The organism is Hahella sp. KA22, assembly GCF_004135205.1.
Taxonomy (GTDB): Bacteria; Pseudomonadota; Gammaproteobacteria; order Pseudomonadales; family Oleiphilaceae; genus Hahella.
In genome coordinates this window covers 4,518,635-4,542,967 of record NZ_CP035490.1, presented here as the reverse complement: position 1 = coordinate 4,542,967, position 24,333 = coordinate 4,518,635, and the positions used below count along the sequence as shown (strand labels likewise).

Below are 24,333 nucleotides of genomic sequence, written 5' to 3'. Positions count from 1 at the left end.
GGATATGCTTGGACGTGTGAAATGGTTTCTTTGGGGGCTGCTTGCAATGGGCGTCATACTGGCTTTGGAAGAAGGTGTGCGCCGGGCCAAAATGAATCAGCATGAGTCCAGGGCGCGGCTGGATATTCTGGCTAATCGCGTCGCCAGTCAGGTGCAGTCGCGGATGCAGATATATGAATATGGTCTGCGCGGCGCGCGCGGGGCCATTATCGCTGGCGGCCGCGAAAACATAAGCTATCGCAAATTTCTTGAATATTCTCATTCTCGTGAGCAAGAGCGAGAGTTTCCCGGCTCCCGAGGCTATGGCCTGATTCAACGGGTCGGCCCGGAGCAGGAAGCGGCCTTTGTGGAGATGGCGCAGCGTGAGCGCGGCGGCGATTTCGCGGTGAAGAAGATTTCGGTGAATGATGAAGAGCGTTTCATCATACGCTTTGTGGAGCCGGAGCAATACAATCAGCAGGCGGTGGGGTTGGACATCGGCTCTGAATCCACCCGGCGGGAAGCCGCGCTTATGGCGATGCACAGCGGCAAAGCCACGTTGTCAGGGCCAATCACTCTGGTGCAGGCGACGGGAAAGAAGTTACGTAGTTTCCTGTTGTTGATACCCATCTACCGGACCGGCCTGCATCCCGCCAGCGCGGAGGAAAGAGAGGGGGAAACATTCGGCTGGGCCTACACGCCGCTGGTGACGGATGAAGTGTTGCAGGATATGAACTTCCATGGCGACGACTTCGCTTTCTCCCTGCAGGATGTGTCCGAATCCGGCGCGGAGGACGTTTTCTACGCTTCCGCCGGTTTTGATCAGCCTGCCGCGGAAGGACTTGAGACCAGCATTAATCTATCTCTCTATCAGCGCACCTGGCGCATGCACATTAAAGCGCTGCCGGCTTTCGTCGAGAGTCTGCATTTGCTGTCGCCAATTCAGGTGGCGCTCACCCTGGCGTTGATCTCTGTGTTGATGACCGGGCTGTTCTATATCTTTTTGGTCAACCTGCAACGCAAGGTGCATATCGGTCTGGAGCGCTCGCGCATGGCGGCCATTGTGGAAAGCTCCAACGACGCCATTATCGGCGTCACTCTGGAAGGTGAAATTACGAACTGGAACCAGGGCGCGGAATCCATGCTGGGATACCCCGCGGCGGAGGCGATCGGTAAAACGCTGATGAGTCTGATTGTGCCGCCCAATTGCCGTGAAGAAGAAAAAGACATTATGGAGCGCGTGACTCAGGGCGAAGTGGTGCCTAACTTTCATACCATTCGCAGCCGCGCCGACGGGAGCCATTTTGACGTGTCCGTGACGGTTTTCCCGATCAAAGGCGCCAATAACAAGATCGTCGGCGCCGCCACCACGATTCGTGACATCACCGAGCAAAAAGCCATTGAAACCCAGGTGCAACTGCTCAATGTCAATTTGGAGCGGAAGGTCGCCGAACGTACCGAACAACTGCGCCAGGCCAAAGAGGCGGCGGAATCCGCCAGTCGCGCCAAGTCGGATTTTGTCGCCAATATGAGCCATGAAATCCGCACTCCCATGAACGCCATTCTGGGCATGTTGCAACTGGTGCAACAAACCGACCTGACCACGCGGCAGTCCGACTACATTCACAAAACCGAGTCCGCCGCCCGCACGTTGCTGGGCATTCTCAACGACATACTGGACTTCTCCAAGGTGGAGGCGGGCAAGCTGGAGTTGGACCTGCATTCGTTTTATCTGGAAAAACTGGTGCAGGAAGTGGGCGTGCTGCTGTCCGCCAGTCTGGGCAAGAAAAATGTGGAGGTGCTGTTCGATATCGATCCCGCGCTGCCGCAACAGGTGGTGGGTGATTCTCTGCGTCTTAAACAAATCCTTATCAATCTGGCGGGCAACGCCCTCAAGTTTACGGAATCCGGTGAGGTGGTGATGAGTGTTCGCCTGCACCGATCGGAAGCATCGCATCTGTGGCTTTATTTCAGTGTACGCGACACCGGCATTGGCATCTCCGAGGCGCAACAAAAACATATTTTCGACGGCTTTTCCCAGGCGGAAGCCTCGACCTCCAGGCGCTACGGCGGTTCAGGACTTGGTTTGGCGATTTGTCAGCGGCTCATTCGCATGATGGGCGGCGAACTGCAGTTGGAAAGCGCTCCCGGCAAAGGCAGTGAATTCTATTTCACCGTGTGTCTGGCGCGCTCCGAGGAAACGGCGAATAAGTCGGACCCCATGGTGATTGAGCCACTACGTGTGCTGGTCGTGGATGACAATGAGTGCGCGCGGGCCATTAACTGCAGCATCGTCAATCATCTCGCCTGGCGTGCGGAAGCGGCGGCCTCCGGCGAAGACGCCCTCGCCATGGCTGCGGGAACCGACTATGACGTAGTGCTTATGGATTGGCGTATGCCCGGATTAGACGGTTGGGAAACCATCCGGCGCCTTCGTCATATCCTGACGGGCGCGAAGGCGCCGATTATTATCATGGTGACGTCTCAGGGGAAAGAAATTTTATCTTATCCCCGTGAGGACGAGGCGAGCATGCTGGATGGTTTTTTGGTGAAACCCATTACCGCCTCCATGTTGTCGGAAGCAGTAGCTGACGCCCGCGCCGGCCATCGGCGCCTGCAACAGATCAATCGCCATGCCGCGCAGCCCTGTACTCAGCTGACCGGGCTGCGCCTCTTGGTGGTTGAGGATAATCTGACTAATCAACAGGTAGCCCGGGAGCTGTTGGGCAGTTGCGGCGCTCAGGTGGATATCGCCAGCGGCGGCCTGGCTGGCGTAACAGCGGTGAAAAAAGCGTCGCCGCCATACGATCTGGTGCTGATGGATATTCAGATGCCGGACATGGACGGCTATGCCGCAACCCATGAAATTCGCGACTATTCCGCGTTTAAGGATTTGCCCATCGTGGCGATGACCGCCAATGCGCTGCCCTCGGACAGGGAAAACTGTCTGGCCGCCGGCATGAACGATCATGTCGGGAAACCTTTCGATCTGAGCGAGCTTGTGGCGGTGATCCTGAAACATACGAATACCCCGGACCGCACGGAACACACGCCGTCTATTCCCCCTGCGTCAGGCTTGCGGCAGCCGTCGGAGAGCGCCGCGCCGCACATACAGCCGGCGTTAACGCTGGCGGAGGCGCAAGGGTTGACGTTGCGGGATGCGCTGCGCCGATTCGGTCAGGATACCGGCGCGTATTGCAATGCGGCGCGAGGGTTCAGTCGGGACGTCAGCGCTATGCTGAAAGACCTGCCAGACTTGTTGGCGCGAGGCGAAAGTCGGCGGGCGGCGGACATATTGCACACCGTAAAAGGTCTGGCCGGCGCCGTCGGCGCGCCCATCCTGGCGGATGCGTCGGGGGCGCTGGAACAGGGGGTGCGATCAGGTAATGGGTGGACGCCTGAGCGGAACGCGGCGTCTATTATCCAACGCGAATTTGAACGTACCCGAGACCTGCTGACGCAAATCATCTCAATACTGGCTCCACCCGCCGACAGGGGGAATAACTCCGCCACGGCTTCCCAGGCGGGCCTGAAAGCCGGACTGAAAGAACTGGCGCAGCTGGTCAGAATGTCCAATATGAATGCATTGAAGCTGTTCGCGGATCTGAACTCATCCTACCGACAGTTATTGCCGGCGAGTTTCGCGGTATTGGAGGAGGATATCAACCAACTGGACTTTGACGCCGCCCACGCCCATTGCCTGGACATGCTGCGACAGATAGAACAGGAAACATCCACAACGCTGTCTCCCTGACTCCCTGAGTCACGTGAGCCTCCCATGTCGCCTCGCTAACGTTCTTCATAGATTTCCCTATAAAAGGGCGGGGGATTTATAGCGATAAGGAAAACAGAGGCAGTGAAGAATGAAGAACAGAATGGGAGAGTAGGAGAGTAGGAGAGTAGGAGAGAGCCAGAGAACGCCCACCAGAAAAGCTCTGATGGGCGTAAGACATTACAGAGCCCGATCCTCAGACACTTCCAGTGATTCCAGCATAAACCCCTTGGCTTGATCTACGCCGTAAATCACGGCTTGTACGTGAGTCAGGTCGTCCGGCATTTGCACCGCGGCTTCCAGTTCGGTCCAGTCGCTGGTGGTGACGGATTTCCGGCTCACTTCAAACCATTCTTTCGCGCCGCTCAGGGTCTCGTAGTAGAGCCAAAGGGTTGCAGCGCCGTCTTCCAGGCCTTTGACCTTCGCCTTCAGTTGGTAAACGTCGCCAGGCCTCAGGTCGCAGGTCAGGTTAACGCCTGCCGTAGGAAGGTTGGCGGCGTTCTCCACTTGCAGCACATTGGTTAGTTCGCCGTTGATATCCACCTCGACGACCGAGAGCTCGTCCTCGCCCTCAATCCAGGGATAGACCGCCCCCGGCGTACTGTCAGAGAAGCTGATGTCAAGGTTGTCCAAGTGCCAGCGCGCAGTCGGCGCGCCCAAGGCGAACTGCATTGGAGTTCCCTTGGCGTTGGCGAGCTGCTGGTTGTTGCGACAGAAATTGGCGACCTGTTCCGCCGCCAGATTTAACGCGAGGGCGTTGTTGGCTTGCAGGCCGTTGCCGAGATCACCGCCGATCGCCACTTTTTCGGATTCCTGGCAAGTCGCGCCGCCATTCTTGCAGACCTTTACGTCTGGCGTGGAGAAATAGGGAGCCCAGGAGGCGTAGCCGTGTTCGTGAGGGTAGGCCATGATGGTGGAAACTTCGCGAGTGGTCGGGCCGCCATAACCGAAAGCGAAAGCATGTTGTAGAGGATATACCTGCGCTTCGACGGCTTCCTCAAGTGTGGAAATCGTGGTGAATGGCAACGCTGGTCGGCTGCTATAGAAACCTTCGCCATCCAGCATTTTGAATAACTCGTCCAGCATAGGTTGACTTTGAACGAACTCATTTTGCTCTGTCGGCAAGCCGTGCCCCAATCCAAACAGGTGGCCCAATTCGTGCGCAAAATGATAAGGGGTGACATTTTCTCCTGAGAGGTCAAGAGCGCAACTTGGGTTCACGTCAACCAGCCCATAAGCACTGTCGATATTGTTGATGGAGAAGACGCCCTTATTGGCCAAAAATACGCCAGGCGCAGTAATGCCGCAAGTGGCTGAATTCAGGTCATTTTGATCGTACAGCATCATCACCAGATCGGCCTTGTAGCGGCCGCGCAGTTCTCTGACGTAACGGTTTTGCTGTAACGACGTCAAAGATTCGCTGATGCCCTGGTTGTCTACGCTGAGGGCTACGTCCGAGATCACCTCGCTGTGGACCAGATTCAGCTGGATATCTACCTTGCTGTTAACAAATGCCTGATTGGTGAACGCCACATAATCGGCGATCTTTTGCTGAATTTCTTCGCTGTTGCCGACGTAGTGATCTTGCGCCTGAGCGCTGTAAACCACCATAACGTCCACACTGTGAGTGGGCGCCGCCCAAGTAAACTGTGATAAACAGGCGCCTATAGCGATAGCCAGTGTTTTTTTTAATTGAATCATTGTATTAAAAGCACACAAGTAATAGTTGTATTTAAGAAGGGCGGGCAATATACGCAAACGATCTAAAACGTTTAAGTCCACATATATACTTACGACCAAGAGCGAACGCGGCTTAGATTAAAGGGAGGATGCAACCAGCTGATTTTTATGAAATTTAAATGAAAAATAAGATAATTTGTTATCTTTAGGTTCTCAACAAGGACGTTAGCTCCTATGATATGGCCTGCTATATCGAATCCGCATTATGGAAAATTAGAAAAATGAACAAAGAGGACTCTTGGAGTCTTAAGAACGCTAACTTTTATGGAAAAAGGGGCGTCAGCATATTTACGCTCGTGGTGTGCCTCGTTTTGAGTTTCCTGACTGGACTGGGTCTCTGGTTGGTGAAAGGGCCTGTCGAATACCCCTCGATGACATTCTGGATTGGCGCCGTATTGATGGGGTTGCCGCTGCTGGGAGCCATTGAAGCGAGCCATTGGATGTACGACAGAAAGTTTGTCAGCAAGCTGCCAGGTTCGCTGCGCATACTCTATGGCGTTATTATCGGTCTGGTGGAGTTGCTGATTCTGGGCGTGATTGTATTCTTCCTGTCTTCACTGGTGGCTTTTTAAGGCTGGCCTGCGATCCTGAATTAGACGCATATTCCGCCCCCTCCAGCCGTTGCCTTTGTTGATATAAGACCTCCAGCCAGTCTGTTTCCTGCTGAGTTAACGACCACTCTGATTCATCCTTATCATGAAGGCGCGTATGCACGCTCTGGGCGATGTCATTCAGACGTCGACGCTGCGTCAGCCATTGCGGATTAGCGCTTTGCAACAGTCGCAGAGGGCGGAACTCAAAGTACAGGGTCTTGCGCACGCGATTGCTGACCACCGGTGGAGATGCGTGGGGCAACCTGACGTCATGGAGCAACAGGTCTCCCGGCAGGGTGGGGAGCCTTAGCGGCGTTATCATTTTGCCGGCTAGCATGGACGTTAATGCGGAAATGGAGGAGCCGGATAGATGATGTCCCGGCAAAACCTGCAAAGCGTCCTCTTCCGTCAGCGCGGCGTCGAGATAAATTCCCAAGGTAAAGATCCGCCCATCCTGCTGATGATTCATATCCCGATGCCAATCAACCAGGCTGGCGTTGGCGGCTGAGCGCACCAACAGCGACTCATACGTGCAGATGGCTTCGCCTCCGCACAGGGACTGCGTCAGGCGCTGTAACGCTGGCATCCCCAGAATGTACAGCGTGTGCGCGCCGAAATAGCGTAGAAGCTCATTCACGCGAAACAGCGCCTGAGCGCCGCTGAACGCCACATGTTGTACGGGAGCCCGTGCGCAGTCCTGCATCACTTGCGCAAGTCTCGCGTTATAACGGTGGATCAAATCGGAATTCAGGAACGCGGGGATATGAACATAGCCGTCGCAGTCAAATTGTGCGAGTGCGTCTTTCATTGCGGCGTCTCCCTGTCAGTGAACAGTTACGCAAGGCTGACAACTCTCTACTGTGCGGGCGGCAGCGGCGCGCCGAACCAGATTATTTCGTACCACTCCCGGTAGGGAATATCGCCGCCGAGGTTGTAGATATCGGTTTTATGCACGCTCTCATAGGTGATCAGCAGCGGCTCAGTCACATAGCCGCTGGGAGGCGCGCCAGCGAAGGCTCGGTTCAGTTCGTCCGCCAGTTGCCAGCCCTGCACGCCGGCGGGCTCCGCCACCGTCGCCACCTGGGTGGACAGGCCGCTACGAATGCGGTTCAACGCTTGAAAGGAGCCGTCTCCGGCGGAAATATTGCGAATGTCGGTGCGGTTGTGTTTACGCAGCGGGAAGCTGATGGAGTCGAAATATAGGTCGTTGATCGCCAGGCTGTGAGTCCAGGCGTCGCCGAACTCCGTCACCAGTCGGTCCACGGCTTTGGGAATTTCCGTCACGGTCTGGCCGAGGCTGATGTTCTCAATGGACAACACACGGCAGCGATCGCATTGTGAGATGATTTTGCGCATGCTTTCCGTTTTGGCGTTGGCCACCTCAAAGCGCGCGTCATTGAAAATCACCACCCCCACTTTGCCCTCGCTATGCTGCACCACGTATTGCGCCGCCATTTGCGCGACAGCGAAAGACGGGGTGGCGATGTTGTTGAACAGCTCATCCGTCGGCCCTGGTTCAGCCGCCGCATGCCAGCCCAGCAGAATGATGCCTTTGCGCTTGACGATGCGGGCCTCATCCCGAAGGCTGGAGAGAGAAACCCCGCCCAGCACAATGGCGTCCACATTGGCGTGACCAGCCTGCAATACGGCGGACTTGGCGCTATGCAAATTGTTCTTGCTGTCAATGTGTTCCAACTTCCAGCCGAGCTGTTGCGCCGCCAGCTGAAAGTGCCGATACAGACTGGAAATACCGCCGTTATTGGAATCTTGAGACACGAATACAATATTTTTGTTCCGCTGCGCTGCGGGGCCTGTGGTTGGGCCGTTCCACTTCAAAGAGGAGGCGTTGGCGGCATGACTCTCCGCCTGAACGCAGCAGGTCGTCAGCAGCAAGGCGATAACGGGTAGCAAATAACGCATGGGTTTCCGTGTTTGCGGATTCACAACAAAGTTTGGGTTGACCAAGAGTAAACGACTTCTCGATTAATTATATAGCAGAGGATGGGCAAAGGACCTGAACGAAATGAAGCTGAACCGCCTGCGTGACGGTCGACTTTCATCATTGGATGCGTAAAAGAGGGGGCTATACGGCCTCAGGCGGAGCTCAGCATACTGAAATCTGTTGGGGCCTTTATCAATCTGTTGTTTAATAGCGCGAAGTGGGGAACTGGGGCGAGTTGACAGGGCGATATCATGGCGATGCCGAAAAAGAAAAGCCGGATAATTACCGTAGATAACACAAATTACCGCTGGAGAAGCAGCGGTAATGACGGCTGGCTGGACGTATATGTCGAGCTGGCGGAAGCGCCTTGCCAGTTGCTGTATGAGCAAATTCTCTATGGCTCTGATCTGCACGACTTTAGCATCACCCCGGCGTACGTGGCGAAGCTCATCAAAGCTGCATTGGATCAAGGTTGGAGCCCAAGCCAAAACGGCCCCGACTTCCGAATTACTACCTAAATATAGAGGCGCGTAACACATGAAGATAGGGATAGTCTGCCTGGCGTTGTTGTTATGGGGCGATATCGCCCGCGCAGATGCTCAGGGTGATGAATGGGCGGCGAAAATGGACGCCATCGTCAATCAGGTCTGCGCTAACATCGAGCAGGAGTGCGTGGTGATCTACAGCGCCTATGGCGAAGACGCCAAAGGCATGCCTGTTAATAATCTGCACGAAATCGCCGTAGAGGGACAAGTGATAGTCGTGCAGCCTCATGACGCGTTCTGGGGGGAGGGAGCGGGCTACCAGAGCGAACCTTTGCAAAACCCAACTTGGCTGGATCTGGCCAAGTCAGCGAATCAGATGATTCACACCACTGGCGACTACCACCATGTCTATCTGGAAGACTTTGAAGTAGTTGGGACGAAGGATGGGGTAAGTTATATCCAGTTACTGATGGGCTCTTAATCGCTATTGGTGTTTCGATCGGCAAAAGATCAAGTAATCTTATGTGGATTGTTTGCTGCGGGCCATGTTCCGGCGCGTTACGGTCCGCCATCGGTTGAGTGCGCTATCGCCCTAAGCTACTCTTAATCAACGAATAAAACTCTAGAGAATGTCGGCTGCATGTTTAAAACGATACTATTGTTTCTGTTTGCCTGGGGAATCGCTTATCAAAGCGCCTGGGCTGAAGAGAGGGCGTATCGTTTTGTGACGTTGGAGTTTCCTCCGCTGGAATTTACCGGAGAGGATGGCGAACCTACTGGCGTCGCCGTAGAAGTGGTGCATCGTGTTATGGCGGCGTTAGGTTTGCAGGTCAGCATAGACGTGCATCCCTGGAGCCGCTCGCTGGATCGAGTGCGCAAAGGGGATGCGGACGCCATATTCACCGCCTACAAAACCCCGGAGCGTGAGCAGTTTCTGGATTACTCCAACGTAGTGCTGATTCCCCAGGTTATTGCGTTGTACGCCAGGAAAGACTCCCCCATTAATTTCAATGGCGACTTGCTCGCGCTGCAGGACAAGCAATTCGGCGTGGTCTCCACCATCAGCTATGGCGCGGTGTTTGATCAGATGCGCAATCAACTGCGAGTGCAACGGGTCGAAGATATTGAACAGAATTTCAAGAAACTGATGCTGGGACGGATTGATATCCTGATCAGCAATATTTACGTCGCGGATTGGGAGCTGAAAAAGACCGGCTTCACCAAGCATATCTCCCGACTGCCGTTGGAAGTAGAGCGCCTGCCCAGTTTTATCGCCTTTTCCAAAGCGCGTGATTTGACGGCTTTGCGCGATCGTTTTGACAAGGAACTGCTAAGACTGAAGGAGAGCGGCGAGTTTGACGCCATTGTCGCCAAGTACGATCTGACGGTGCCGCCGGATATTCAATAATCCAAGCCCGACACGTCCACCCCAAAAGCATAAAGAGGTAACAGAATGCACGGCTCTTTCAGATTCAGATCAGCCAAGCTGAACCAATTGCTCGACAATGAAATCAGAGAGGGGAACAGCGTCTGGAATGTCACGCGGGGCGAGCAAGCGTACTTGGTCGAAGAGTTCAAAACCAGCGCTGAAGGACTCGGTTTGAAGAGCGAGAGAATGGCGGATCGCAATATCAGCTTCCTCCGATACGTCGACCCGGATACCGGCGAATTGCTCCAGTATGACTACTCCTGGTAATCCCAGGAATAGTCTCGACTTTCGCGTACTCTCCTTGTGTTGGCCGGTCATGGCGGTTTTTAAACCTCAGGCGCTGTTTTCCGCCAGATCGGTTTGGGGCGTCGCCGCCCATGCGCATAGCAGCAGGCATCCTGTGGCGGCGCTCAGTAGCGTGGCGCCAAGGTTCTGCAACCATCCCGATGCGACTAAACCGATACCCAGTAACAGATAATAGGCCAACCCAAACAGCGCCCCCGCCGCGCCGGCGTTCGCCCGATAACGCACCAATGCCTGACTGAGGATGTTGGGGATAGCGATGCTGTAGCTCAACAGGGTCAACGACATCGGCGCCAGGAACCAAAGGGTTGTTTGAGTCAGCAGCACGCCCAGGCCGCCCAGCGTCGCCATGCCTATGCCGGCGTGGATCAGATGCTGCGGGGACATCCCGCGCTTTAATCCCGCTTGGTTCAGAAGACTGCCCGCCAGCGAACCGATGGCCAGGATGACGCCGCTGTAGCCGAATTCGACAGAGCTATATCCCAATGACTCGAATATAAACGGAGCTAGGGAGTAGTACGAAAACAGCATGAGGTTGAACAGGGCCACCAGAGCCATATGGCGCAACACGTACCCATCCCGCACCAGCTGTGACGCCAGGGTTTTGAAGGCCACTGGGTTCAATGTAGACGGGCGGGTTTCCGGCAACTGCTTGGCGCTAAGGCCAAACAGCGCAGCTGACATGACGAATAAGCCGGTGAATACGCTCAGATAGCCGCCGAGCGCGGTTAATAGTCCCCCAGCGAAAAAGCCCAGTACAGGGCTGATCGCCATACCCAGTCCCATGACGGCGAACATCTTCGCCAGGTCGGTTCCGCTATAGGCATCGCGCAACATGGTCTGCGTCACCACCGATCCAACCGCCGCGCCAAAGGCGCTCAATGCCCGCACGAATAACAGCGTTTCGAACTGATCCACGATCAACGCCGCCGCAGCGCTGAGGCTGTACAGGCCCAGTCCGCAAAGCATGGCGGGGCGACGACCGATGCGGTCAGCCATGCCGCCCCAGAATCCCACGCCCAGGGCGAAGGCGATAAAGTAAACGGAAAGCGTCTGCGCCGCGGCGCGTTCAGGCGTGGCGAAGTGATGGGCGATATCCGTCAATGCCGGGCTATAAATGGTTTCCGCAATCTGTGGGAACATCAACAAGATGAACAGCAGTCCTGTCGCCGGTTTGTGCGATGTCATACTTCCTCCAATGAGCACATAAAGACGGCTATTTTAGGGACGGAAGTTGTGGTCAAATAACATAACCGGATCACAAAACCACAAGATAGAGACAGATGGCGCTAATAGACGGAGAAGCCCAGTTCGACGCAGACCAGCTGCATAACGCAGTCATTGGCGTGGCGGCGGAGGTGGGCAGCCATGATTCGGGCATGCATCACCATCAAAAAGCGCAGCTGCTGTATGCGCCTAAAGGCTGCATGAACATCACGCTGGATAACATGCACTGCGTGCTGCCGCCGACCCGCGCCGCCTGGATTCCCGCCAACACCCCGCATTGCGTCAGAATGACTAACGTGGTCGCATATCGCTCGCTGTATTTTGACTTATCCCGCAATGGGCCATTGCCCGGGCGTATCAGTATTTTTTGCGTCAGCGGACTCATGCGGGAGTTGATAGAACGAATGGCTTTCTGGCCCTGGGATATCCCCGAAGAGAAACAGCGCAATACGCGCGCGCTGTTTTGCGAAGAACTCGCCCAAGCGAAAACGGAAGCGTTGCAACTGCCACTGCCGCGGGATAAACGCCTGTCCGGCTGGCTGACGAGCCTGAATCACCCGGATGCACTGCCGGACCCCTTGAACCAGCTTGCGAACCGAGTCGGCGCCAGTAGTAAAACCATCACCCGTCTTTTCAACAAAGAGACTGGGATGTCCTATCAGTCCTGGCGCCAGCAGTGGCGACTGCTCAAAGCCATCGAAAAACTGTCGGAAGGGCTAAGCGTCAACGACGTCGCCTACGCCCTGGAATTCTCCAGCGACAGCGCCTTCATCAGCTTCTTCCGCCAACACACCGGGCAGACGCCCTATCAGTATGTGCGGCGGGGGTAAGAATGATCAGAGAGAAAACTTTGCGTCGGAGTAGGGCTGTAGTTTGGTGCATACGAAGCGTTTCAGTTCCTCATCGGAACAGCCGTCGTAATACCCCAGCTCCGGCTCGAAATAGTACAGGTCATTCAAAATGGAGCGTGCGCAGCGCATTCTGGCAGGTTGATCTGCGGCTTCCGCCATGTTGATTAGAAGATCCAGCGCGGCAAGCGCAGCAGGATAATAAACACCCCGATGATTATTCCCGAGGGTGTTCAGTATGGCGTCGCCGACTGCATTTGAGGCGTTTTGGTCATGCAAATTGATGAGAGCAAGCATTGACGCAATCAGTTTGTCCGGCGCATAGAGGTCGGGACCCGAGTATTGTCGCCAATCAATCTCACGCAGTCGGGTTTCAAGGTTTTTGTCCGCCATGGATGCTTAACCTTCCTGCGATCCGATAGAGGAGACAAACTTCCCGCTAACCATCGCCGCCAGGCGTAATGCGGTTTCAATATCGGGCTTGGGACGAATTTGTTGCAGTCCGAGGAACAGTCCGTAGGCGATTTGAGCGAGTTCTATGGCGAGATTGTCTTCGGCGCCCAGATCCGCATAGCACTGTTTTAAATATTGCTGGCGCTGGCTGTCGATCTTCTCCAAGTGTTCAGCGATCTGGACGTCTTTCAACGCCCAGGCGCGGATATGCATTTCCGCTTCGATATTGTGAGCGGCGATGACCTGATCGAGCTTCCTCAGGCGTTCCAGGGGCGCGCCAGCGGCGTCCGCTTGCTTGATGAACTCCATGGTCATGCGCTCGTACCAGTGACTCATCAAGGCGTCGTTGAAGTCCTGGCGATTCTCGAAGTGGTGATAGAAAGAGCCCTTGGTGACCTTCAACGCTTCACACAACGGCATGATCTTCAGGCTGTCAGGGCCTTTGTTCACCAGTTGTTTAAGCGCAAACTCCAACCAGTCCGTTTTCGACAACTGCTTGGATTTTGCGGGAAGGGGGGCTCTGACTTTCTTGTTGGCCATGATTAGATGCGTCCGTCTTTGACAGCGTTATGGATGACTACCCGGGCGATCAGCCAGTGAAAGGGTTTGATCGCCGCCATATATAGGCGCCCCGTCAGCGTTTTCAAGTTCACCATCGTGGACACCACCACCTGATCGGCTTGTTTGGAAACGGACAGATAAAACTGCATATGCTTGTCTTCCGTAAAGCTGACGACTTCGCTGGCGTCAGCATGGATAACGTGCATGAACGCCACGGCGTCGTCAACCTGGAGGTCGCGAGGAGGGAAGACGCTGCGATCATCCGTAAATGTCCGCCCAACCTCAAACCCCAACACGCCGACAATTCTATTACGCAACGCCATCAACGCCTGCACCCATAAAGGCATCACCGTGAATATAGCGTTCTGCAACTGTCCGGGCGTCAACGACTTATTGGAGACAGGCGCGGCAAGCGCGTCGCGAAAATAGGGACGAGCGGCGCGTTGGTCGAGATAGTCATCGGTAGGAATCGGTACAGCGGAAACGCGAAAAAGCTTAAAACCTGACATGACGTCCTCCTGAATTTTTAAAACATACCGTAAGGTATGGTATGGATAATATTGCGAAAACCCAGTGGCGTAAAGAGGAGATTGCGCGGTTGCATAACCTGACCTCAGACCTCAGACCTCAGACCTCAGACCTCAGACCTCAGACCTCAGACCTCAGACCTCAGACCTCAGACCTTGACCCTATCCACCGTTCGCCCTGAGCCTGTCGAAGGGCCTCCCAGAGAGTTAACGCAAAGACACAAGTCCTAATTCAACTGATAGTGTTGATGGGGACGCTATGCTCCTTTTAAAAGCACTGGAAAGCCCTTCGACAGGCTCAGGGCGAACGGAGTAGAAATAAAGGTCAAGTGAAGTGACTTCGTAACGCTATCGTTTTGCGCCCGTCATTCGTTTCATGTATGAAGTGAAAGAGCATCTGTACTGGTCATGGATGCAACATTTGGACGATTCTAATATCATCCGCGCCAGCTGGGACCAAAACACCCGCTATTGGCGTTCGAAATTTGAGTCTTGTGCTGTGGATTCGCTAATAACGCTTTAGCCGAAACTGCGACGGACGCCGCCTAGTCTCTGATTAGGCCGGATTTGTTGCTAGTCATCGAGATTGAGAAAACATGGATATACCATTTACATTCGGAGAGCCGCTTTCCGATGAAAAGTGCAGGAATTTCTATCAAGAATTTACTGATATATTCAGGGTTAAGTTTGAAAGAAAAAAGCCGAGCACTCATGGTCCAGTCTGGCTCAACTTGAAGAATCAGACTGACTGGATTGAAGTCAACGAATTTGACGATACGTTATTCGATGAGTGCTATATCTACTCTGAGTTTGGCAAGCGATCTCAGTTATTTGAGAGCAGTCTTAAGGAATATATTTCGTATATCAATAGATGTGATTGTTCGAACCGATGGTATCTCTATGCGGTAAAAAAGAACTTTAGTCTTTGTGTGAGCTGGAATGGCGAGCAGGGAAACACAGACGAGCATTACGTAACCATTTCAAGACGTTGACTATCCGGCCTTGATCTCTTGCGTGCGGTCTAAAGCATCTTCCGCCATGTCCGTATAAGCCAAAGTGAACGTCTTTACTCTGTACATCATTCATGAAATATTGCACAGGCTGTCATTGAATATAGGTTTCCGATTCCTAAATAAAATTAGAAGGTTATCTTCCAACTCAGGGTCGTCACATTAGCCGTCTACAATTCGACAGCGACTTTTGTGAGCCAATTCTGTTGGCGAGCAATGAAGAGAGTTTCTCCATACTGAACGAAAGATTGAGGGAGCGCTTAATATGCAAAACAAACATCCCTTCACCCTCCTTGAAAACGGAACCCTGGGCTTGGCTACGCTGGTGTTTGGCGTGATGGCCGGGTTCTTCTGGACTTATACCTTTAATGTGAATCTGGCGATGATGCAGGTGGATGGCGAGACTTATGCGCGGGTGCAGTCTCTGTTTAATCAGAATGTCCGGCACCCAATGTTTTTCGCTTTCTTTTTTGGTGGCGGCCTGTTTTCAATCATTGCATTAGCGGCGAATCTGAGACAACGTAAAACTCTGTCGTTCTGGCTTATTATGCTGGCGGCGGCGACCTATATCGGGGGCGTTATCATATTCACCAAGCAAGTCAATCTGCCTTTGAATTACTACACTGAATCCTGGAATCCCACCAGCTTGCCTGCCGACTGGATGGAGACCCGAAACAGCTGGAATGACGCCAACGCCATACGGGTGGCGACCTCATTTCTGCCGTTCCTGTTCTGCATCTGCGCGTTGGTGATGAGAACCTTCCAGCAAGGCGCAGCGGCGAAGACCTCGTAATATCGATCAGCTTAAGGGGACTGCTTGAACCGTCACGCTTATGGATGCATGCGCTTGGGTCTGGTAATTTACTTAATGTTACATAGAATGATGATTTTTTAGAGCTATTACTAATCTTGGAAGAAGAATGAAAAAGTTACTGGTTATCTCTTTACTGGCGCTGAGCTCGTTTTCACACGCGGAAGAAACGAAAGAAAATACAGTCACGGACGCAACAAAATCCGTTGTGTCCGGCATCGTCAAGTTTGGCAAGGATTTAATGGAAGGGGCGGATGAAGGTGTCGATGAGGGCAGAAAAACAGGCCAAAGCCAGGATGGGGCGATCATCGTTGATAACGGCGCCGATCTGGAGAAAAACCTGAGCGTTGAACTGCTCTCCGTCAACAAAGAAGGGGACAATGGTTCCTACATCGAACTCGGTTTCAAGAACGCCAATGACAACCCCGTACGCATTATCAACCTGAAAGACTCCGAAAACATTATCGCCATTGACGCCGATGGTTACGCCACCAATCTGGCCAGAGCGGGCGATAACCCCATGGACGTGACCATTCCCAGCAAAGCGGGCAGAAAGCAGCGCTTCCACTTCGATATACCGGCGGAGTCGGTTAAAGAAGTCAGGATCATGGGTAAAGTGCTTTCACTCTAAGCAGTACATTTAGTCTTTCGAGCTTAGGCGACAACTTCTTTCCCGATAGAAGGCATTCTGCGGATACGAAGCCGCTATTCAAGCACATGAGAATCATGGAAGATTTCTATGGCCAACTATCAACTGTGCCCTGTCTTAGTCCACCGTTCGCCCTGAGCCTGTCGAAGGGCTTCCCAGAGAGTTGACTCAAAGATATTAGTCCTTATTCAACACCCGAAGGTGAGGTTGTAACCGTCAAAATCATAAGTACTGGAAACGAGATTTGGATAGTATTGATGGGGAAGCTATGCTCTTTTTCAAAAGCACTGGAAAGCCCTTCGACAGGCTCAGGGCGAACGGAGTAGAAATAAAGGTCAGGCAAAGTGACTTCGTAACTCCATCTTCATATCCGCGCTTTTGATGTCGTCAGTTAATTGTCGATTTCTTTATTTGGCGGTGACCTATATCGGAGGCGTCATCATATTCACCAAACAGGTTAATCTGCCTTTGAATTACTACACCGAATCCTCGGTTCCCACCAGTTTGTCTGACGACTGGATGGAAACCAGAAACAGTTGGAATGACGCCAACGCCATACGGGGGGTGACCTCTTTTCTGCCGTTTCTGTTCTGCGTCCTCAGCCCAGGTGATGAGAACCTTCAATCAAAGCGGGACAGCGGATCAGTCTTAAACGTGTCGTTTTAAAGGGTTAACTGAGTAGCAAGATGGGGCCGCGCCTCACTGAATGAGGTTGATATGGCTTTACAATGGAAACTGCTTGTTGGCGGCGTATCTGATTAGCAAATCGCGTAAGACAAGACAAGCTCCGCACGGAACACAATAATCATCTTTATCGACACATATCATGAATAAAATCGCCCTCATTCCCGTTATCGAAATTCTGTATCCAGCGGAAGCCAAAGAGGCGGAGGGGGCGGCGCCGAATGGTTCCTGGCAGGCGGAACCGGAAGCTTGGGATGCTTATCTGAGGCGGCTTAATCGGCGTATGGGCTTTAGCGATATGCGCTCGTTTCCCCTTGGTTCGCGGAGGTATCCCGTTGCCGATCTGACGCAGGCGGATGTCGCTTTGGCGATTGATCTGCACCTCGGAGATACTCCGTTACAAGAGTCCTGTGGGCTGTTCGGCGGATTGGTTTTGATGGAAGGCTCCACGCCAATATTGATTCCTCAGTGCTGTGGCATGCTTGCCGATGTGGCCTCTTGGGAGGTGCTTAAAAGGCCCGAGGCGTTTGCGGAGCCTTTTTGTCTGGAAGGGCATCCCTGTCCCCAGGCGATGTCGGATTCTGTCGAGGTGGAGATTCAATGTATTGAGGATAGGGAGCCCTTCGAAATGCCCGCGCCCCTGAGTTACAGAGTTTCCCGACAGTCTCTCTGTGACGCGCTGGAAGATGCGAAGCGAGTTCTCAACCGCTTTGCCGCCAAGGTGGAAATTTGGGGGCGCGAAAGGGGTTATACCGGAGCGGCGGATGTATTAGTCTACGAAAAGTAATTGTGCGGTCGATGTGACCGGTAGCGCGTTGACGCGAAGGAAGTAACAGAATCTCCCTTGTGAGGCGCGGTCAGCGTGACGGTATCTCCCTCAAATATAACAAGGAGTTCCCATGAGTCTTAACGTTAAGCAAAGTAGTAATCCCAAGGTAGATAGCTTTCTGGATAGAGCCGGGCGCTGGAGTGAGGAGTTGGCATTGCTGCGGCGAATGGCCCTCGACTGTGAGCTGGTGGAAGAGCTGAAATGGGGGAAACCCTGTTATACCTCCCAGCAAAACAACATTGTCATTCTGCAGGGATTCAAGGATTTCTGCGCTCTGTTGTTCCCCAAAGGCGCTTTACTGAAAGACCCCGGGTCCGTGCTGGAAAAGCCGGGCGAAAACACTCAAAGCGCGCGCAGGATTCCTTTTACCAAAGCCCAGGATATCGCTGCGATGGAAGCCGTCATCAAAGCGTATATTCAAGAGGCGGTGGAAGTGGAAAACGCCGGCCTTAAAGTAGATTTCAAGACCACCGAAGACTACGCCATTCCCGAAGAACTGCAGGAAAAGCTGGATGAAATCCCCGCCTTTAAAGACGCTTTCAATGCCCTGACGCCAGGACGGCGGCGAGGCTACCTCCTGCATTTCTCTGCACCCAAACAATCCAAAACCAGAGCCTCACGGGTGGCCAAACACATGCCGCAGATTATGAACGGCAAAGGACTTAATGACCGTTAAGTCGTAAGCACTGGAACCAGGCCGCGCATATCGCCGATTGATGTGGCGGCCAGCGCTAAAACGTCCGAAATATCCCCTTAATTCAATAGAGTAAAGCGCAAAAGTCGGTATTATTAAGCTGACGTCTATAGTTAGTCGAAGAGTGCAAGGAGTAAAGGTTCATGGCGCAGATATTTGAAACGGAAAGGCTGATTCTCAGACCCCGAGGCCTGCAGGATGTGGAGGCCTGTATCGCCATGGATAAGGACCCGGAAGTCACTCGTTATATCCCTGGCGTCTATGACGGCTCTGAAGCGCACGTCAATTTCCTTCTCTCGCGCATCAATGGCGACTTCGGCGAACGCCGCGGCTATTGGTCCATCTTTGCGAAAGATAACCCGGATGAACTGCTGGGCTGGGTTTCCTATATCCCCATGGACGCAGTGGGCCCCGAGCTGGAAATGGGCTGGCGTCTGGTGCGCAAAGCCTGGGGCAAAGGCTATGCGACCGAAGCGGCGATCAGACTCGCTCAATACGCCTTCGAAGACCCCGAGCTGGATATGCTGACGGCCATCGCCCATATCGATAACCAGGCTTCCATCAAGGTGATAGAGAAACTCGGCTTTCAGTATGTCCGCGACAGCGAATTTGAAGGCGTGGCCTGCAAATATTATGAGCTGACAAAAGCAGAATTTTTGCGGCGTTGGAGATAAGCGCGTTCACTAAAATTCGTCGTTATTTCCCCATAGCTCCAGCTATACTGCTGAACTGAGTTTGCGCATCTTCCCAAGCTAGGATGTTTTTCCTCTTTATCGGCAAGTTGGGAGTGAGTGAGCGCGTCGTTCAACACCTGTTTTGCAGTAAATGCTGTCCGTGGGTCTTATGAATATCGAACAAGCCTTGAACGCCTTCTACAAAGAAAGCGGTTTTGAACTTGAAACCGGTAAACGGCCGGCTTTCGTTGAAGTTTTCGTAGGCTGTCTGCTGGTTCCTTTGCCGAATGTCGAGACGCGCCGCAAGTATATTAAATACCACGATCTGCATCATGTGATTACCGGTTATGGCGCTTCGCAGGTCGGCGAAGGCGAGGTCAGCGCCTGGGAGTTGGGGACGGGCAGCATGCTGCATCCCATTCTGATGTTCATGAATCTGATCGCCATTTCCACCGCCTTGGCGGTCAGCCCGCGACGGGTGTTCAAGGCGTATCTGCTAGGCTGTAAAAGCCGCAATCTCTACTGTCCCAAAGTGCGCCGTCGCATTGATAACGGCGAGCTGAACGACATCGCGCAACTGCGAAATGAGTTTGTTAACTGCCGCTGCAGCGACGGCTGGATTGTGTTGAAGATGATCCCCTTTGTCCTGTACGCACTGCTCTCTATCATCATTCACCTGATCCTCGTGATCCCCGCTTTGCTATACAAAAAAGTCTGGGGCAAGCTTTTCAGCGCCAGACTGGTGAAGCTGGTGAAAGTGCGCAGCTAGATTGCCGCCCGGTTCCTCGCAACACAGAGAAGAATAACAATGGAAGACCTCAACTTTACTTATATTGTCAAAGACAACGAAGTCACTATCTATCATCACGGCAGGAAAGCCACGACGCTGCGTGGCGACAAAGCCCGCCAATTCGCCGAAGAGGCGGACAGCGCCTCATTCGGAGACATGCAACAACTGATGGCCAGACTCACCGGAAACTACAAACGCGGCAATGAGAAACACGCGAAGAAAATTCAGCGGGAAAAGTATGGTTATTGAACTCGCGCTAAAAGGTTTCTGAAAAACGGTAGATAAATGTCCGGCAAAAAAGACAGTAGTGGTGAAAGAGAACGTTGTCCTGTTCATGGTCGCGGCCGACGTTTGTCTCGGGACAATATTTCCGAGATTCGACGCGCAATAGATATCGCCAACTCGCAAGCCCGCAGAAAAGGCAAGACGCCTCAGAAGCCAAAGATCGTTATGTTCAGCTGCGCCTGTAATTGTTTCGCAGTTATTGTTGAATGAGCCTTTGAGTAGGCTCATTGCTGATTAGGAGGTTATTTCGCTGATTTCATGAGAAAAACTTAGCCCCGGGCAATTGGAGCCCAGGGCTTGGGGATTATTCCGAAGGATTGGCTTTTACTAGCTGCTTTGCTTCTTCAAACCGCTTTTGATACTCAGGAGAGAGCCTAACGTATACAAACGACATGAACTCGTCAATCGACTCCCTGGCGATCTCAGCAATATTATGAGAAGGATCATTATATTCTCTGTTTAATGCGCTGGCTTTAAACATTAAAACAATTTCGTGATCATCAGATATAGGGAGATGGTATTCGATTTCATCAGGGCGCTGAGGAAGGCTTGCAACTATCTGATACCAGGCAAGCTGATTGATATTTACTATCTTTACATCTTCATCAGACGTGGGGTACGCCCAAAAGTGCACTTTAGGATCTATGGGAACTGCATAGTCTTCCCTGTGCGCCCACAAATAAGTATTAGCCTCTCCCCACATTACCTTGCTGTGATCCAGCAGCCATTTTTTCATATCTGATGGTAGAAATAGGCTGTCAATATCACGGTTTTGCGGATGACGTCTTCGCAACTTTATATATAAGGTTAAGCTGCCTATTGCTCCCTCGCCGAAGGGCTTATCCCAATACTTCCACCCCCTGCGAAGTAAAATGATAGACATTCCCTTCTTGTCGCTCCAAACTTCAAATTCACTATCTTTATAAATATCCACCTTTGAAGGCGTTCTAAGAACGCTTGTCGTTTTTTCATTAGGCGGACATTTAAACTCTAATATCGTTCCGGATAAGTCAAAATGAATGGTGGGGGCTGATTTGAAATCAGGCCGTAGCGGGTTTGCTATGGATGCACGAAAGCGCTTAATCCAACGCATTACCATTTCGGCCTCATCTCACGCATTAACGCCATGAAGGATTCTTTATATCCTCCCGACTGTTTAATCACTTGCGTATTAAAATCCACGTTGCTCTGCCCGTCGTATTTAGCCTCAATCATACTGTTGAAATCGCTGCTGCTCATATGCGGATTCATATGCGGGTTGATTTCAGGGTTCATTGTATGGGTTGCAAATAGATTTCTAATTAACTCGGCATTTTTATATATACGAAATATAGTGTTACATATACCGCTAGCACCGCCGACTCCTGCGGCAATTGCTGCATAAACAGGAATATCTGCTGTAATAGCTGCAATAATTCCTCCCATGGATAAGCCGGTAGCCAAAGCTATCCCTCCTTGGGTAAGTGCCGTGTTTCGGGATTTGCGTGCATCTCCTCTCAAGTTAAGCTCTTTTTTTTAATGTGATCAAGAACTCCCAATATAGCCTTTGAAGGAGCGCCAAAATAAGGGGGAGCTAACCGAATGTTATGTGAACGTTGTCTATAAACTCTTTTACAGTGCGTTCTATCGCGCCATCCAAGTCGTGCTCTTCAGAATAGTAATCTCGACCCAATGGTTCAGCTTCAAAGTCAAAGGCTAACTCATGATCGTCAGTTATTGGCGTATGCCAAAGGCGTTCCTTTGCCTTTTGGGGCTTGTCCACAACATAAGAAAACCAATTTATATTATTTATGGAATGCCTTTTAATATCGCTACCTGTTTTAGGGAAACGCCAAAAATCCTTTTCTGGGATTATAGGTCTAGCTTTATTGCCGGAGTTTTCTTTGAGGTCTCTGTTTAGGCTTCCCCATAGATTTGTGCTGTATGTAAGAAGCCACTTCTCCATATCTTCAGAGGCAAGTAAAGAGTCAACAGATCTAAAGTGAGGGTCTCTTCTATGAAGCCTTATGCTAAGAGCGAGATAGCCTAACTCTCCTTCCCCAAAAGGCTTATATTTATACAGCCAGCCAGTGTATAGAAGGCGAAGAGACATGCCTGCCTTACTTTTCCACGGAGTGAAAAGGGTATCATTATATATGTTTAACTTTTCAGTGGCCTTTTCAAGAGGCGCAATCATTTCATGAGGAGGGCATGGTATAGTTATAACATGCCCTGAAAGACTAAAGCTAACTTTAGGCGCAGAGATTATTTCAGGCCCTAACGGGTTCATTTTAGTTGCTTGAAGCCGCTTTAGCCAACGCATTAAACTCGTCTCCCAAGTTCCTTCATTACACCAATAAAGGATTTCCCTAAACCTTCATATTTAGCCTCAACCATGGTGTTAAAGTCGCCACTACTCATATGTGGATTCATATGTGGGTTGATTTCGGGGTTCATTGTATGGGTTGCGAATAAGTTTCTAATTAATTCAGCGTTCTTATATAGAAGAAAGATAGTGCTACCTAAGCCTGACAAGCCACCGACTGCTGTAGTTATTGCGGAAACAGCGGACATATCTGCTGAAATTGCTGCGATGATTCCTCCCATAGACAGGCCGGCGCTTGAGGCTATCAACCCCTGGGTAATGGCCGTATTTCTGGATTTACGTGCGTCCCCCTTCAATTTATAAGAGTAAAGCTTGTACTCTGGCCCCAAGCCCTTAACACGCTGGGCCACTTGGAATAACAGTTGGGTCCTCGCATACGTGTCTCGGAAATCATCCGACTGGTTTTTGATAAACTCTTTCGCCAACTTTATTTCTTTTATCTGAATGTGATCAAGAATTCCCAGAATAGCCTTTGAAGGAGCGCCAAAATATAGAGTGTGCATGTCTAACTTAAAGTGACGGGGAAGCTTGTTCAGTGCGTTAAGAAATAATTCAGCACCGTCACCGTGGATAGTCCACTTTACGTCTTTGCCTGCTACCTGAGCGCTGTAAAGGCTTTTGGCAACGAGTTGCGCATAAAGTCTGCCGAGCTTGTCTTTTCCTCTGGTGTGGTCCATTCAGTCCCCCGTGTGTAGAGCGGTCGGGGGTTATATGCAAGTGTGTAGCCCTTATCCCTAATACTTTCAGCATCTGATGAATATCCGCCAGCAATAATATTCGGAACAATTTCCGCCGCTTCATTTATGCTCCTGGACATTCCATTTACGGCGACATGTTCAGTTTCAATCTTATCCTCAGGAACATCTGAAACTATCCATTTACCTTCTACCATATTTACATGATACAAGCCGGGCGTATGCCCTTTGGCGTGGTTCACAAACTCGATATCAGTGATATAAATGCCTGGTCCTAATCCGCCAACCGTGTCTTGCCGAATTATGTAGCTGATTCTAAGGTTTTCAACGATGTCTACATGCTCAAATGCATCACGTTTGTTTGAATAGGACTGAAAGCCGCCTGCGCAGGATCTTAAACGCGAAAGCCTGGATAGAATCAGTTGTTCGGTGTGCTCTCCCTGCATCTTCACCAGCTTAGCGAAGTGCATTCCCAATGAACCGCCAGGAATATAGATTCTGCGGCCCGACTCATTGCCAACGCCATCAAACATCAAGATATAGCCGGATGCGGCATTACCAAAAGCACGTTTAAAGCCGAAATTAGTGAGGCTGTCCTGACTGATTGAAGGCTTAGGTCTCTTTGCGGGGGCGTTCAAGGGTAAATCTCCTTATTTAAGGTATCTCAGAAAGGTAAAATCGACTGTATGGTAGCCAAGTCCAGGCAAACGCTGAATCAGCCTAATCGCATAAATTTTTCTGGTCAATTTTACTGAGCGGAACGACGGGAAAGGGCCAGTCAGTGGATTCTCACCACTGGCTGGCGAAGGGGGCTAGCCAATGGTAGGCGACAGATCCGCCATCATGAGATCAGCGATAAGGAGTTTAGATAATTACCTCCACAGTGGTGAAGCAGGCCGCCACGGCTCGGTGGGCTCCATTCACGGTTATGCCCATTTGCGCGGCGGCCTTGGCCAAGCTCTGTCTTCTGTATCCGCCTCGTTTGGCG

At 51.9% G+C, this 24,333-nt stretch carries 27 protein-coding genes; 15 read left to right on the top strand and 12 right to left on the bottom strand.

What is annotated here, in order from left to right:
• Nucleotides 1-4 precede the first annotated feature (4 nt).
• Nucleotides 5-3,733: a hybrid sensor histidine kinase/response regulator gene (locus EUZ85_RS20050; protein ID WP_127971276.1), complete on the top strand. Its 3,729-nt coding sequence runs from the start codon at nt 5-7 to the stop codon at nt 3,731-3,733.
• Nucleotides 3,734-3,931: 198 nt separating this feature from the next.
• Here EUZ85_RS20050 and EUZ85_RS20045 read toward each other — a convergent pair whose 3' ends face one another.
• Entirely contained in the window at nt 3,932-5,452 is a 1,521-nt protein-coding gene (locus tag EUZ85_RS20045; protein ID WP_127971274.1) for a zinc-dependent metalloprotease family protein, read from the bottom strand.
• 260 nt (nt 5,453-5,712) lie between these two features.
• Between EUZ85_RS20045 and EUZ85_RS20040 the strand changes: the two genes are divergently transcribed.
• The gene (locus EUZ85_RS20040) at nt 5,713-6,063 is read left to right on the top strand and encodes a hypothetical protein (RefSeq protein ID WP_127971272.1); all 351 of its coding nucleotides are present in this window, start codon (nt 5,713-5,715) and stop codon (nt 6,061-6,063) included.
• On the opposite strand, the gene EUZ85_RS20035 is transcribed toward EUZ85_RS20040, so the two are convergent.
• Together EUZ85_RS20035 and EUZ85_RS20030 are read right to left on the bottom strand one after the other, a co-directional pair.
• The gene (locus tag EUZ85_RS20035) at nt 5,993-6,892 is read right to left on the bottom strand and encodes a phytanoyl-CoA dioxygenase family protein (protein WP_127971270.1); all 900 of its coding nucleotides are present in this window, start codon (nt 6,890-6,892) and stop codon (nt 5,993-5,995) included. The genes EUZ85_RS20040 and EUZ85_RS20035 overlap by 71 nt on opposite strands.
• Nucleotides 6,893-6,939: 47 nt before the next feature.
• Nucleotides 6,940-8,004 (bottom strand): substrate-binding domain-containing protein, encoded by a 1,065-nt coding sequence (locus EUZ85_RS20030; protein WP_127971268.1) that lies wholly within the window; start codon nt 8,002-8,004, stop codon nt 6,940-6,942.
• A gap of 273 nt (nt 8,005-8,277) precedes the next feature.
• Between EUZ85_RS20030 and EUZ85_RS20025 the strand changes: the two genes are divergently transcribed.
• From EUZ85_RS20025 to EUZ85_RS20010, 4 genes are all read left to right on the top strand, one after another.
• Nucleotides 8,278-8,544 (top strand): hypothetical protein, encoded by a 267-nt coding sequence (locus tag EUZ85_RS20025; RefSeq protein ID WP_127971266.1) that lies wholly within the window; start codon nt 8,278-8,280, stop codon nt 8,542-8,544.
• 19 nt (nt 8,545-8,563) lie between these two features.
• Nucleotides 8,564-8,992, top strand: a complete 429-nt coding sequence (locus EUZ85_RS20020) for a hypothetical protein (protein ID WP_127971264.1) — start codon at nt 8,564-8,566, stop codon at nt 8,990-8,992.
• A 159-nt stretch (nt 8,993-9,151) separates the two neighbouring features.
• Complete coding sequence (locus tag EUZ85_RS20015) at nt 9,152-9,919, top strand: ABC transporter substrate-binding protein (RefSeq protein ID WP_127971262.1); 768 nt, start codon at nt 9,152-9,154, stop codon at nt 9,917-9,919.
• 45 nt (nt 9,920-9,964) lie between these two features.
• Complete coding sequence (locus EUZ85_RS20010; RefSeq protein ID WP_127971260.1) at nt 9,965-10,207, top strand: hypothetical protein; 243 nt, start codon at nt 9,965-9,967, stop codon at nt 10,205-10,207.
• A gap of 66 nt (nt 10,208-10,273) precedes the next feature.
• Here EUZ85_RS20010 and EUZ85_RS20005 read toward each other — a convergent pair whose 3' ends face one another.
• Nucleotides 10,274-11,431 (bottom strand): multidrug effflux MFS transporter, encoded by a 1,158-nt coding sequence (locus tag EUZ85_RS20005; protein ID WP_127971258.1) that lies wholly within the window; start codon nt 11,429-11,431, stop codon nt 10,274-10,276.
• A gap of 95 nt (nt 11,432-11,526) precedes the next feature.
• Between EUZ85_RS20005 and EUZ85_RS20000 the strand changes: the two genes are divergently transcribed.
• On the top strand, nt 11,527-12,300 hold the full coding sequence (locus tag EUZ85_RS20000; RefSeq protein ID WP_127971256.1) for a helix-turn-helix domain-containing protein: 774 nt from the start codon (nt 11,527-11,529) through the stop codon (nt 12,298-12,300).
• Between the two features lie 6 nt (nt 12,301-12,306).
• Here EUZ85_RS20000 and EUZ85_RS19995 read toward each other — a convergent pair whose 3' ends face one another.
• From EUZ85_RS19995 to EUZ85_RS19985, 3 genes are read right to left on the bottom strand one after another with little or no spacing between them, the layout of a single operon-like run.
• Complete coding sequence (locus EUZ85_RS19995) at nt 12,307-12,711, bottom strand: hypothetical protein (protein WP_127971254.1); 405 nt, start codon at nt 12,709-12,711, stop codon at nt 12,307-12,309.
• Between the two features lie 6 nt (nt 12,712-12,717).
• Complete coding sequence (locus EUZ85_RS19990; protein ID WP_127971252.1) at nt 12,718-13,311, bottom strand: TetR/AcrR family transcriptional regulator; 594 nt, start codon at nt 13,309-13,311, stop codon at nt 12,718-12,720.
• 2 nt (nt 13,312-13,313) lie between these two features.
• Nucleotides 13,314-13,841, bottom strand: coding sequence for a DUF2867 domain-containing protein (locus tag EUZ85_RS19985; protein WP_127971250.1), 528 nt, complete (start codon nt 13,839-13,841; stop codon nt 13,314-13,316).
• Nucleotides 13,842-15,134: 1,293 nt separating this feature from the next.
• Between EUZ85_RS19985 and EUZ85_RS19975 the strand changes: the two genes are divergently transcribed.
• The 8 genes from EUZ85_RS19975 to EUZ85_RS19940 all read left to right on the top strand — a co-directional run bounded on the left by EUZ85_RS19975 (nt 15,135) and on the right by EUZ85_RS19940 (nt 20,249).
• Nucleotides 15,135-15,662, top strand: a complete 528-nt coding sequence (locus tag EUZ85_RS19975; RefSeq protein WP_127971248.1) for a DUF1772 domain-containing protein — start codon at nt 15,135-15,137, stop codon at nt 15,660-15,662.
• Between the two features lie 127 nt (nt 15,663-15,789).
• The gene (locus tag EUZ85_RS19970) at nt 15,790-16,311 is read left to right on the top strand and encodes a hypothetical protein (protein WP_127971246.1); all 522 of its coding nucleotides are present in this window, start codon (nt 15,790-15,792) and stop codon (nt 16,309-16,311) included.
• Nucleotides 16,312-16,710: 399 nt separating this feature from the next.
• Nucleotides 16,711-16,995, top strand: coding sequence for a DUF1772 domain-containing protein (locus EUZ85_RS19965; protein ID WP_127971244.1), 285 nt, complete (start codon nt 16,711-16,713; stop codon nt 16,993-16,995).
• Between the two features lie 160 nt (nt 16,996-17,155).
• On the top strand, nt 17,156-17,800 hold the full coding sequence (locus EUZ85_RS19960; protein WP_127971242.1) for a hypothetical protein: 645 nt from the start codon (nt 17,156-17,158) through the stop codon (nt 17,798-17,800).
• A gap of 112 nt (nt 17,801-17,912) precedes the next feature.
• The gene (locus EUZ85_RS19955) at nt 17,913-18,518 is read left to right on the top strand and encodes a YdeI family protein (RefSeq protein ID WP_127971240.1); all 606 of its coding nucleotides are present in this window, start codon (nt 17,913-17,915) and stop codon (nt 18,516-18,518) included.
• Between the two features lie 161 nt (nt 18,519-18,679).
• On the top strand, nt 18,680-19,210 hold the full coding sequence (locus EUZ85_RS19950; RefSeq protein WP_127971238.1) for a GNAT family N-acetyltransferase: 531 nt from the start codon (nt 18,680-18,682) through the stop codon (nt 19,208-19,210).
• Nucleotides 19,211-19,379: 169 nt separating this feature from the next.
• Complete coding sequence (locus EUZ85_RS19945; protein ID WP_127971236.1) at nt 19,380-19,979, top strand: hypothetical protein; 600 nt, start codon at nt 19,380-19,382, stop codon at nt 19,977-19,979.
• 39 nt (nt 19,980-20,018) lie between these two features.
• Nucleotides 20,019-20,249 carry a hypothetical protein gene (locus EUZ85_RS19940; protein WP_127971234.1) on the top strand — a complete coding sequence of 77 codons (231 nt, stop codon included), beginning with the start codon at nt 20,019-20,021 and terminating at the stop codon, nt 20,247-20,249.
• A gap of 340 nt (nt 20,250-20,589) precedes the next feature.
• On the opposite strand, the gene EUZ85_RS19930 is transcribed toward EUZ85_RS19940, so the two are convergent.
• From EUZ85_RS19930 to EUZ85_RS19910, 5 genes are all read right to left on the bottom strand, one after another.
• Complete coding sequence (locus EUZ85_RS19930) at nt 20,590-21,384, bottom strand: hypothetical protein (RefSeq protein ID WP_127971230.1); 795 nt, start codon at nt 21,382-21,384, stop codon at nt 20,590-20,592.
• The gene (locus tag EUZ85_RS19925) at nt 21,378-21,728 is read right to left on the bottom strand and encodes a hypothetical protein (protein ID WP_127971228.1); all 351 of its coding nucleotides are present in this window, start codon (nt 21,726-21,728) and stop codon (nt 21,378-21,380) included. The genes EUZ85_RS19930 and EUZ85_RS19925 overlap by 7 nt, the downstream gene beginning before the upstream one ends.
• A 130-nt stretch (nt 21,729-21,858) precedes the next feature.
• Nucleotides 21,859-22,587, bottom strand: coding sequence for a hypothetical protein (locus EUZ85_RS19920; protein WP_127971226.1), 729 nt, complete (start codon nt 22,585-22,587; stop codon nt 21,859-21,861).
• Complete coding sequence (locus EUZ85_RS19915) at nt 22,587-23,327, bottom strand: hypothetical protein (protein WP_127971224.1); 741 nt, start codon at nt 23,325-23,327, stop codon at nt 22,587-22,589. The genes EUZ85_RS19920 and EUZ85_RS19915 overlap by 1 nt, the downstream gene beginning before the upstream one ends.
• Entirely contained in the window at nt 23,246-23,983 is a 738-nt protein-coding gene (locus tag EUZ85_RS19910) for a hypothetical protein (RefSeq protein ID WP_127971222.1), read from the bottom strand. The genes EUZ85_RS19915 and EUZ85_RS19910 overlap by 82 nt, the downstream gene beginning before the upstream one ends.
• Nucleotides 23,984-24,333: the final 350 nt, after the last annotated feature.

What these genes read in the sequence shown, in the direction of transcription:
- EUZ85_RS19965 (WP_127971244.1), top strand. Translation starts at nt 16,711, where the DNA reads ATGTCGTCAGTTAATTGTCGATTTCTTTATTTGGCGGTGACCTATATC.
- EUZ85_RS20050 (WP_127971276.1), top strand. Translation starts at nt 5, where the DNA reads ATGCTTGGACGTGTGAAATGGTTTCTTTGGGGGCTGCTTGCAATGGGC.
- EUZ85_RS20045 (WP_127971274.1), bottom strand. Translation starts at nt 5,452, where the DNA reads ATGATTCAATTAAAAAAAACACTGGCTATCGCTATAGGCGCCTGTTTA.
- EUZ85_RS19955 (WP_127971240.1), top strand. Translation starts at nt 17,913, where the DNA reads ATGAGTCTTAACGTTAAGCAAAGTAGTAATCCCAAGGTAGATAGCTTT.
- EUZ85_RS19930 (WP_127971230.1), bottom strand. Translation starts at nt 21,384, where the DNA reads ATGGTAATGCGTTGGATTAAGCGCTTTCGTGCATCCATAGCAAACCCG.
- EUZ85_RS20020 (WP_127971264.1), top strand. Translation starts at nt 8,564, where the DNA reads ATGAAGATAGGGATAGTCTGCCTGGCGTTGTTGTTATGGGGCGATATC.
- EUZ85_RS20000 (WP_127971256.1), top strand. Translation starts at nt 11,527, where the DNA reads ATGGCGCTAATAGACGGAGAAGCCCAGTTCGACGCAGACCAGCTGCAT.
- EUZ85_RS20040 (WP_127971272.1), top strand. Translation starts at nt 5,713, where the DNA reads ATGAACAAAGAGGACTCTTGGAGTCTTAAGAACGCTAACTTTTATGGA.
- EUZ85_RS20015 (WP_127971262.1), top strand. Translation starts at nt 9,152, where the DNA reads ATGTTTAAAACGATACTATTGTTTCTGTTTGCCTGGGGAATCGCTTAT.
- EUZ85_RS19990 (WP_127971252.1), bottom strand. Translation starts at nt 13,311, where the DNA reads ATGGCCAACAAGAAAGTCAGAGCCCCCCTTCCCGCAAAATCCAAGCAG.
- EUZ85_RS20035 (WP_127971270.1), bottom strand. Translation starts at nt 6,892, where the DNA reads ATGAAAGACGCACTCGCACAATTTGACTGCGACGGCTATGTTCATATC.
- EUZ85_RS19975 (WP_127971248.1), top strand. Translation starts at nt 15,135, where the DNA reads ATGCAAAACAAACATCCCTTCACCCTCCTTGAAAACGGAACCCTGGGC.
- EUZ85_RS19960 (WP_127971242.1), top strand. Translation starts at nt 17,156, where the DNA reads ATGAATAAAATCGCCCTCATTCCCGTTATCGAAATTCTGTATCCAGCG.
- EUZ85_RS19970 (WP_127971246.1), top strand. Translation starts at nt 15,790, where the DNA reads ATGAAAAAGTTACTGGTTATCTCTTTACTGGCGCTGAGCTCGTTTTCA.
- EUZ85_RS19915 (WP_127971224.1), bottom strand. Translation starts at nt 23,327, where the DNA reads ATGGACCACACCAGAGGAAAAGACAAGCTCGGCAGACTTTATGCGCAA.
- EUZ85_RS19920 (WP_127971226.1), bottom strand. Translation starts at nt 22,587, where the DNA reads ATGCGTTGGCTAAAGCGGCTTCAAGCAACTAAAATGAACCCGTTAGGG.
- EUZ85_RS19940 (WP_127971234.1), top strand. Translation starts at nt 20,019, where the DNA reads ATGGAAGACCTCAACTTTACTTATATTGTCAAAGACAACGAAGTCACT.
- EUZ85_RS19945 (WP_127971236.1), top strand. Translation starts at nt 19,380, where the DNA reads ATGAATATCGAACAAGCCTTGAACGCCTTCTACAAAGAAAGCGGTTTT.
- EUZ85_RS20010 (WP_127971260.1), top strand. Translation starts at nt 9,965, where the DNA reads ATGCACGGCTCTTTCAGATTCAGATCAGCCAAGCTGAACCAATTGCTC.
- EUZ85_RS20005 (WP_127971258.1), bottom strand. Translation starts at nt 11,431, where the DNA reads ATGACATCGCACAAACCGGCGACAGGACTGCTGTTCATCTTGTTGATG.
- EUZ85_RS20025 (WP_127971266.1), top strand. Translation starts at nt 8,278, where the DNA reads ATGGCGATGCCGAAAAAGAAAAGCCGGATAATTACCGTAGATAACACA.
- EUZ85_RS19950 (WP_127971238.1), top strand. Translation starts at nt 18,680, where the DNA reads ATGGCGCAGATATTTGAAACGGAAAGGCTGATTCTCAGACCCCGAGGC.
- EUZ85_RS19985 (WP_127971250.1), bottom strand. Translation starts at nt 13,841, where the DNA reads ATGTCAGGTTTTAAGCTTTTTCGCGTTTCCGCTGTACCGATTCCTACC.
- EUZ85_RS19995 (WP_127971254.1), bottom strand. Translation starts at nt 12,711, where the DNA reads ATGGCGGACAAAAACCTTGAAACCCGACTGCGTGAGATTGATTGGCGA.
- EUZ85_RS20030 (WP_127971268.1), bottom strand. Translation starts at nt 8,004, where the DNA reads ATGCGTTATTTGCTACCCGTTATCGCCTTGCTGCTGACGACCTGCTGC.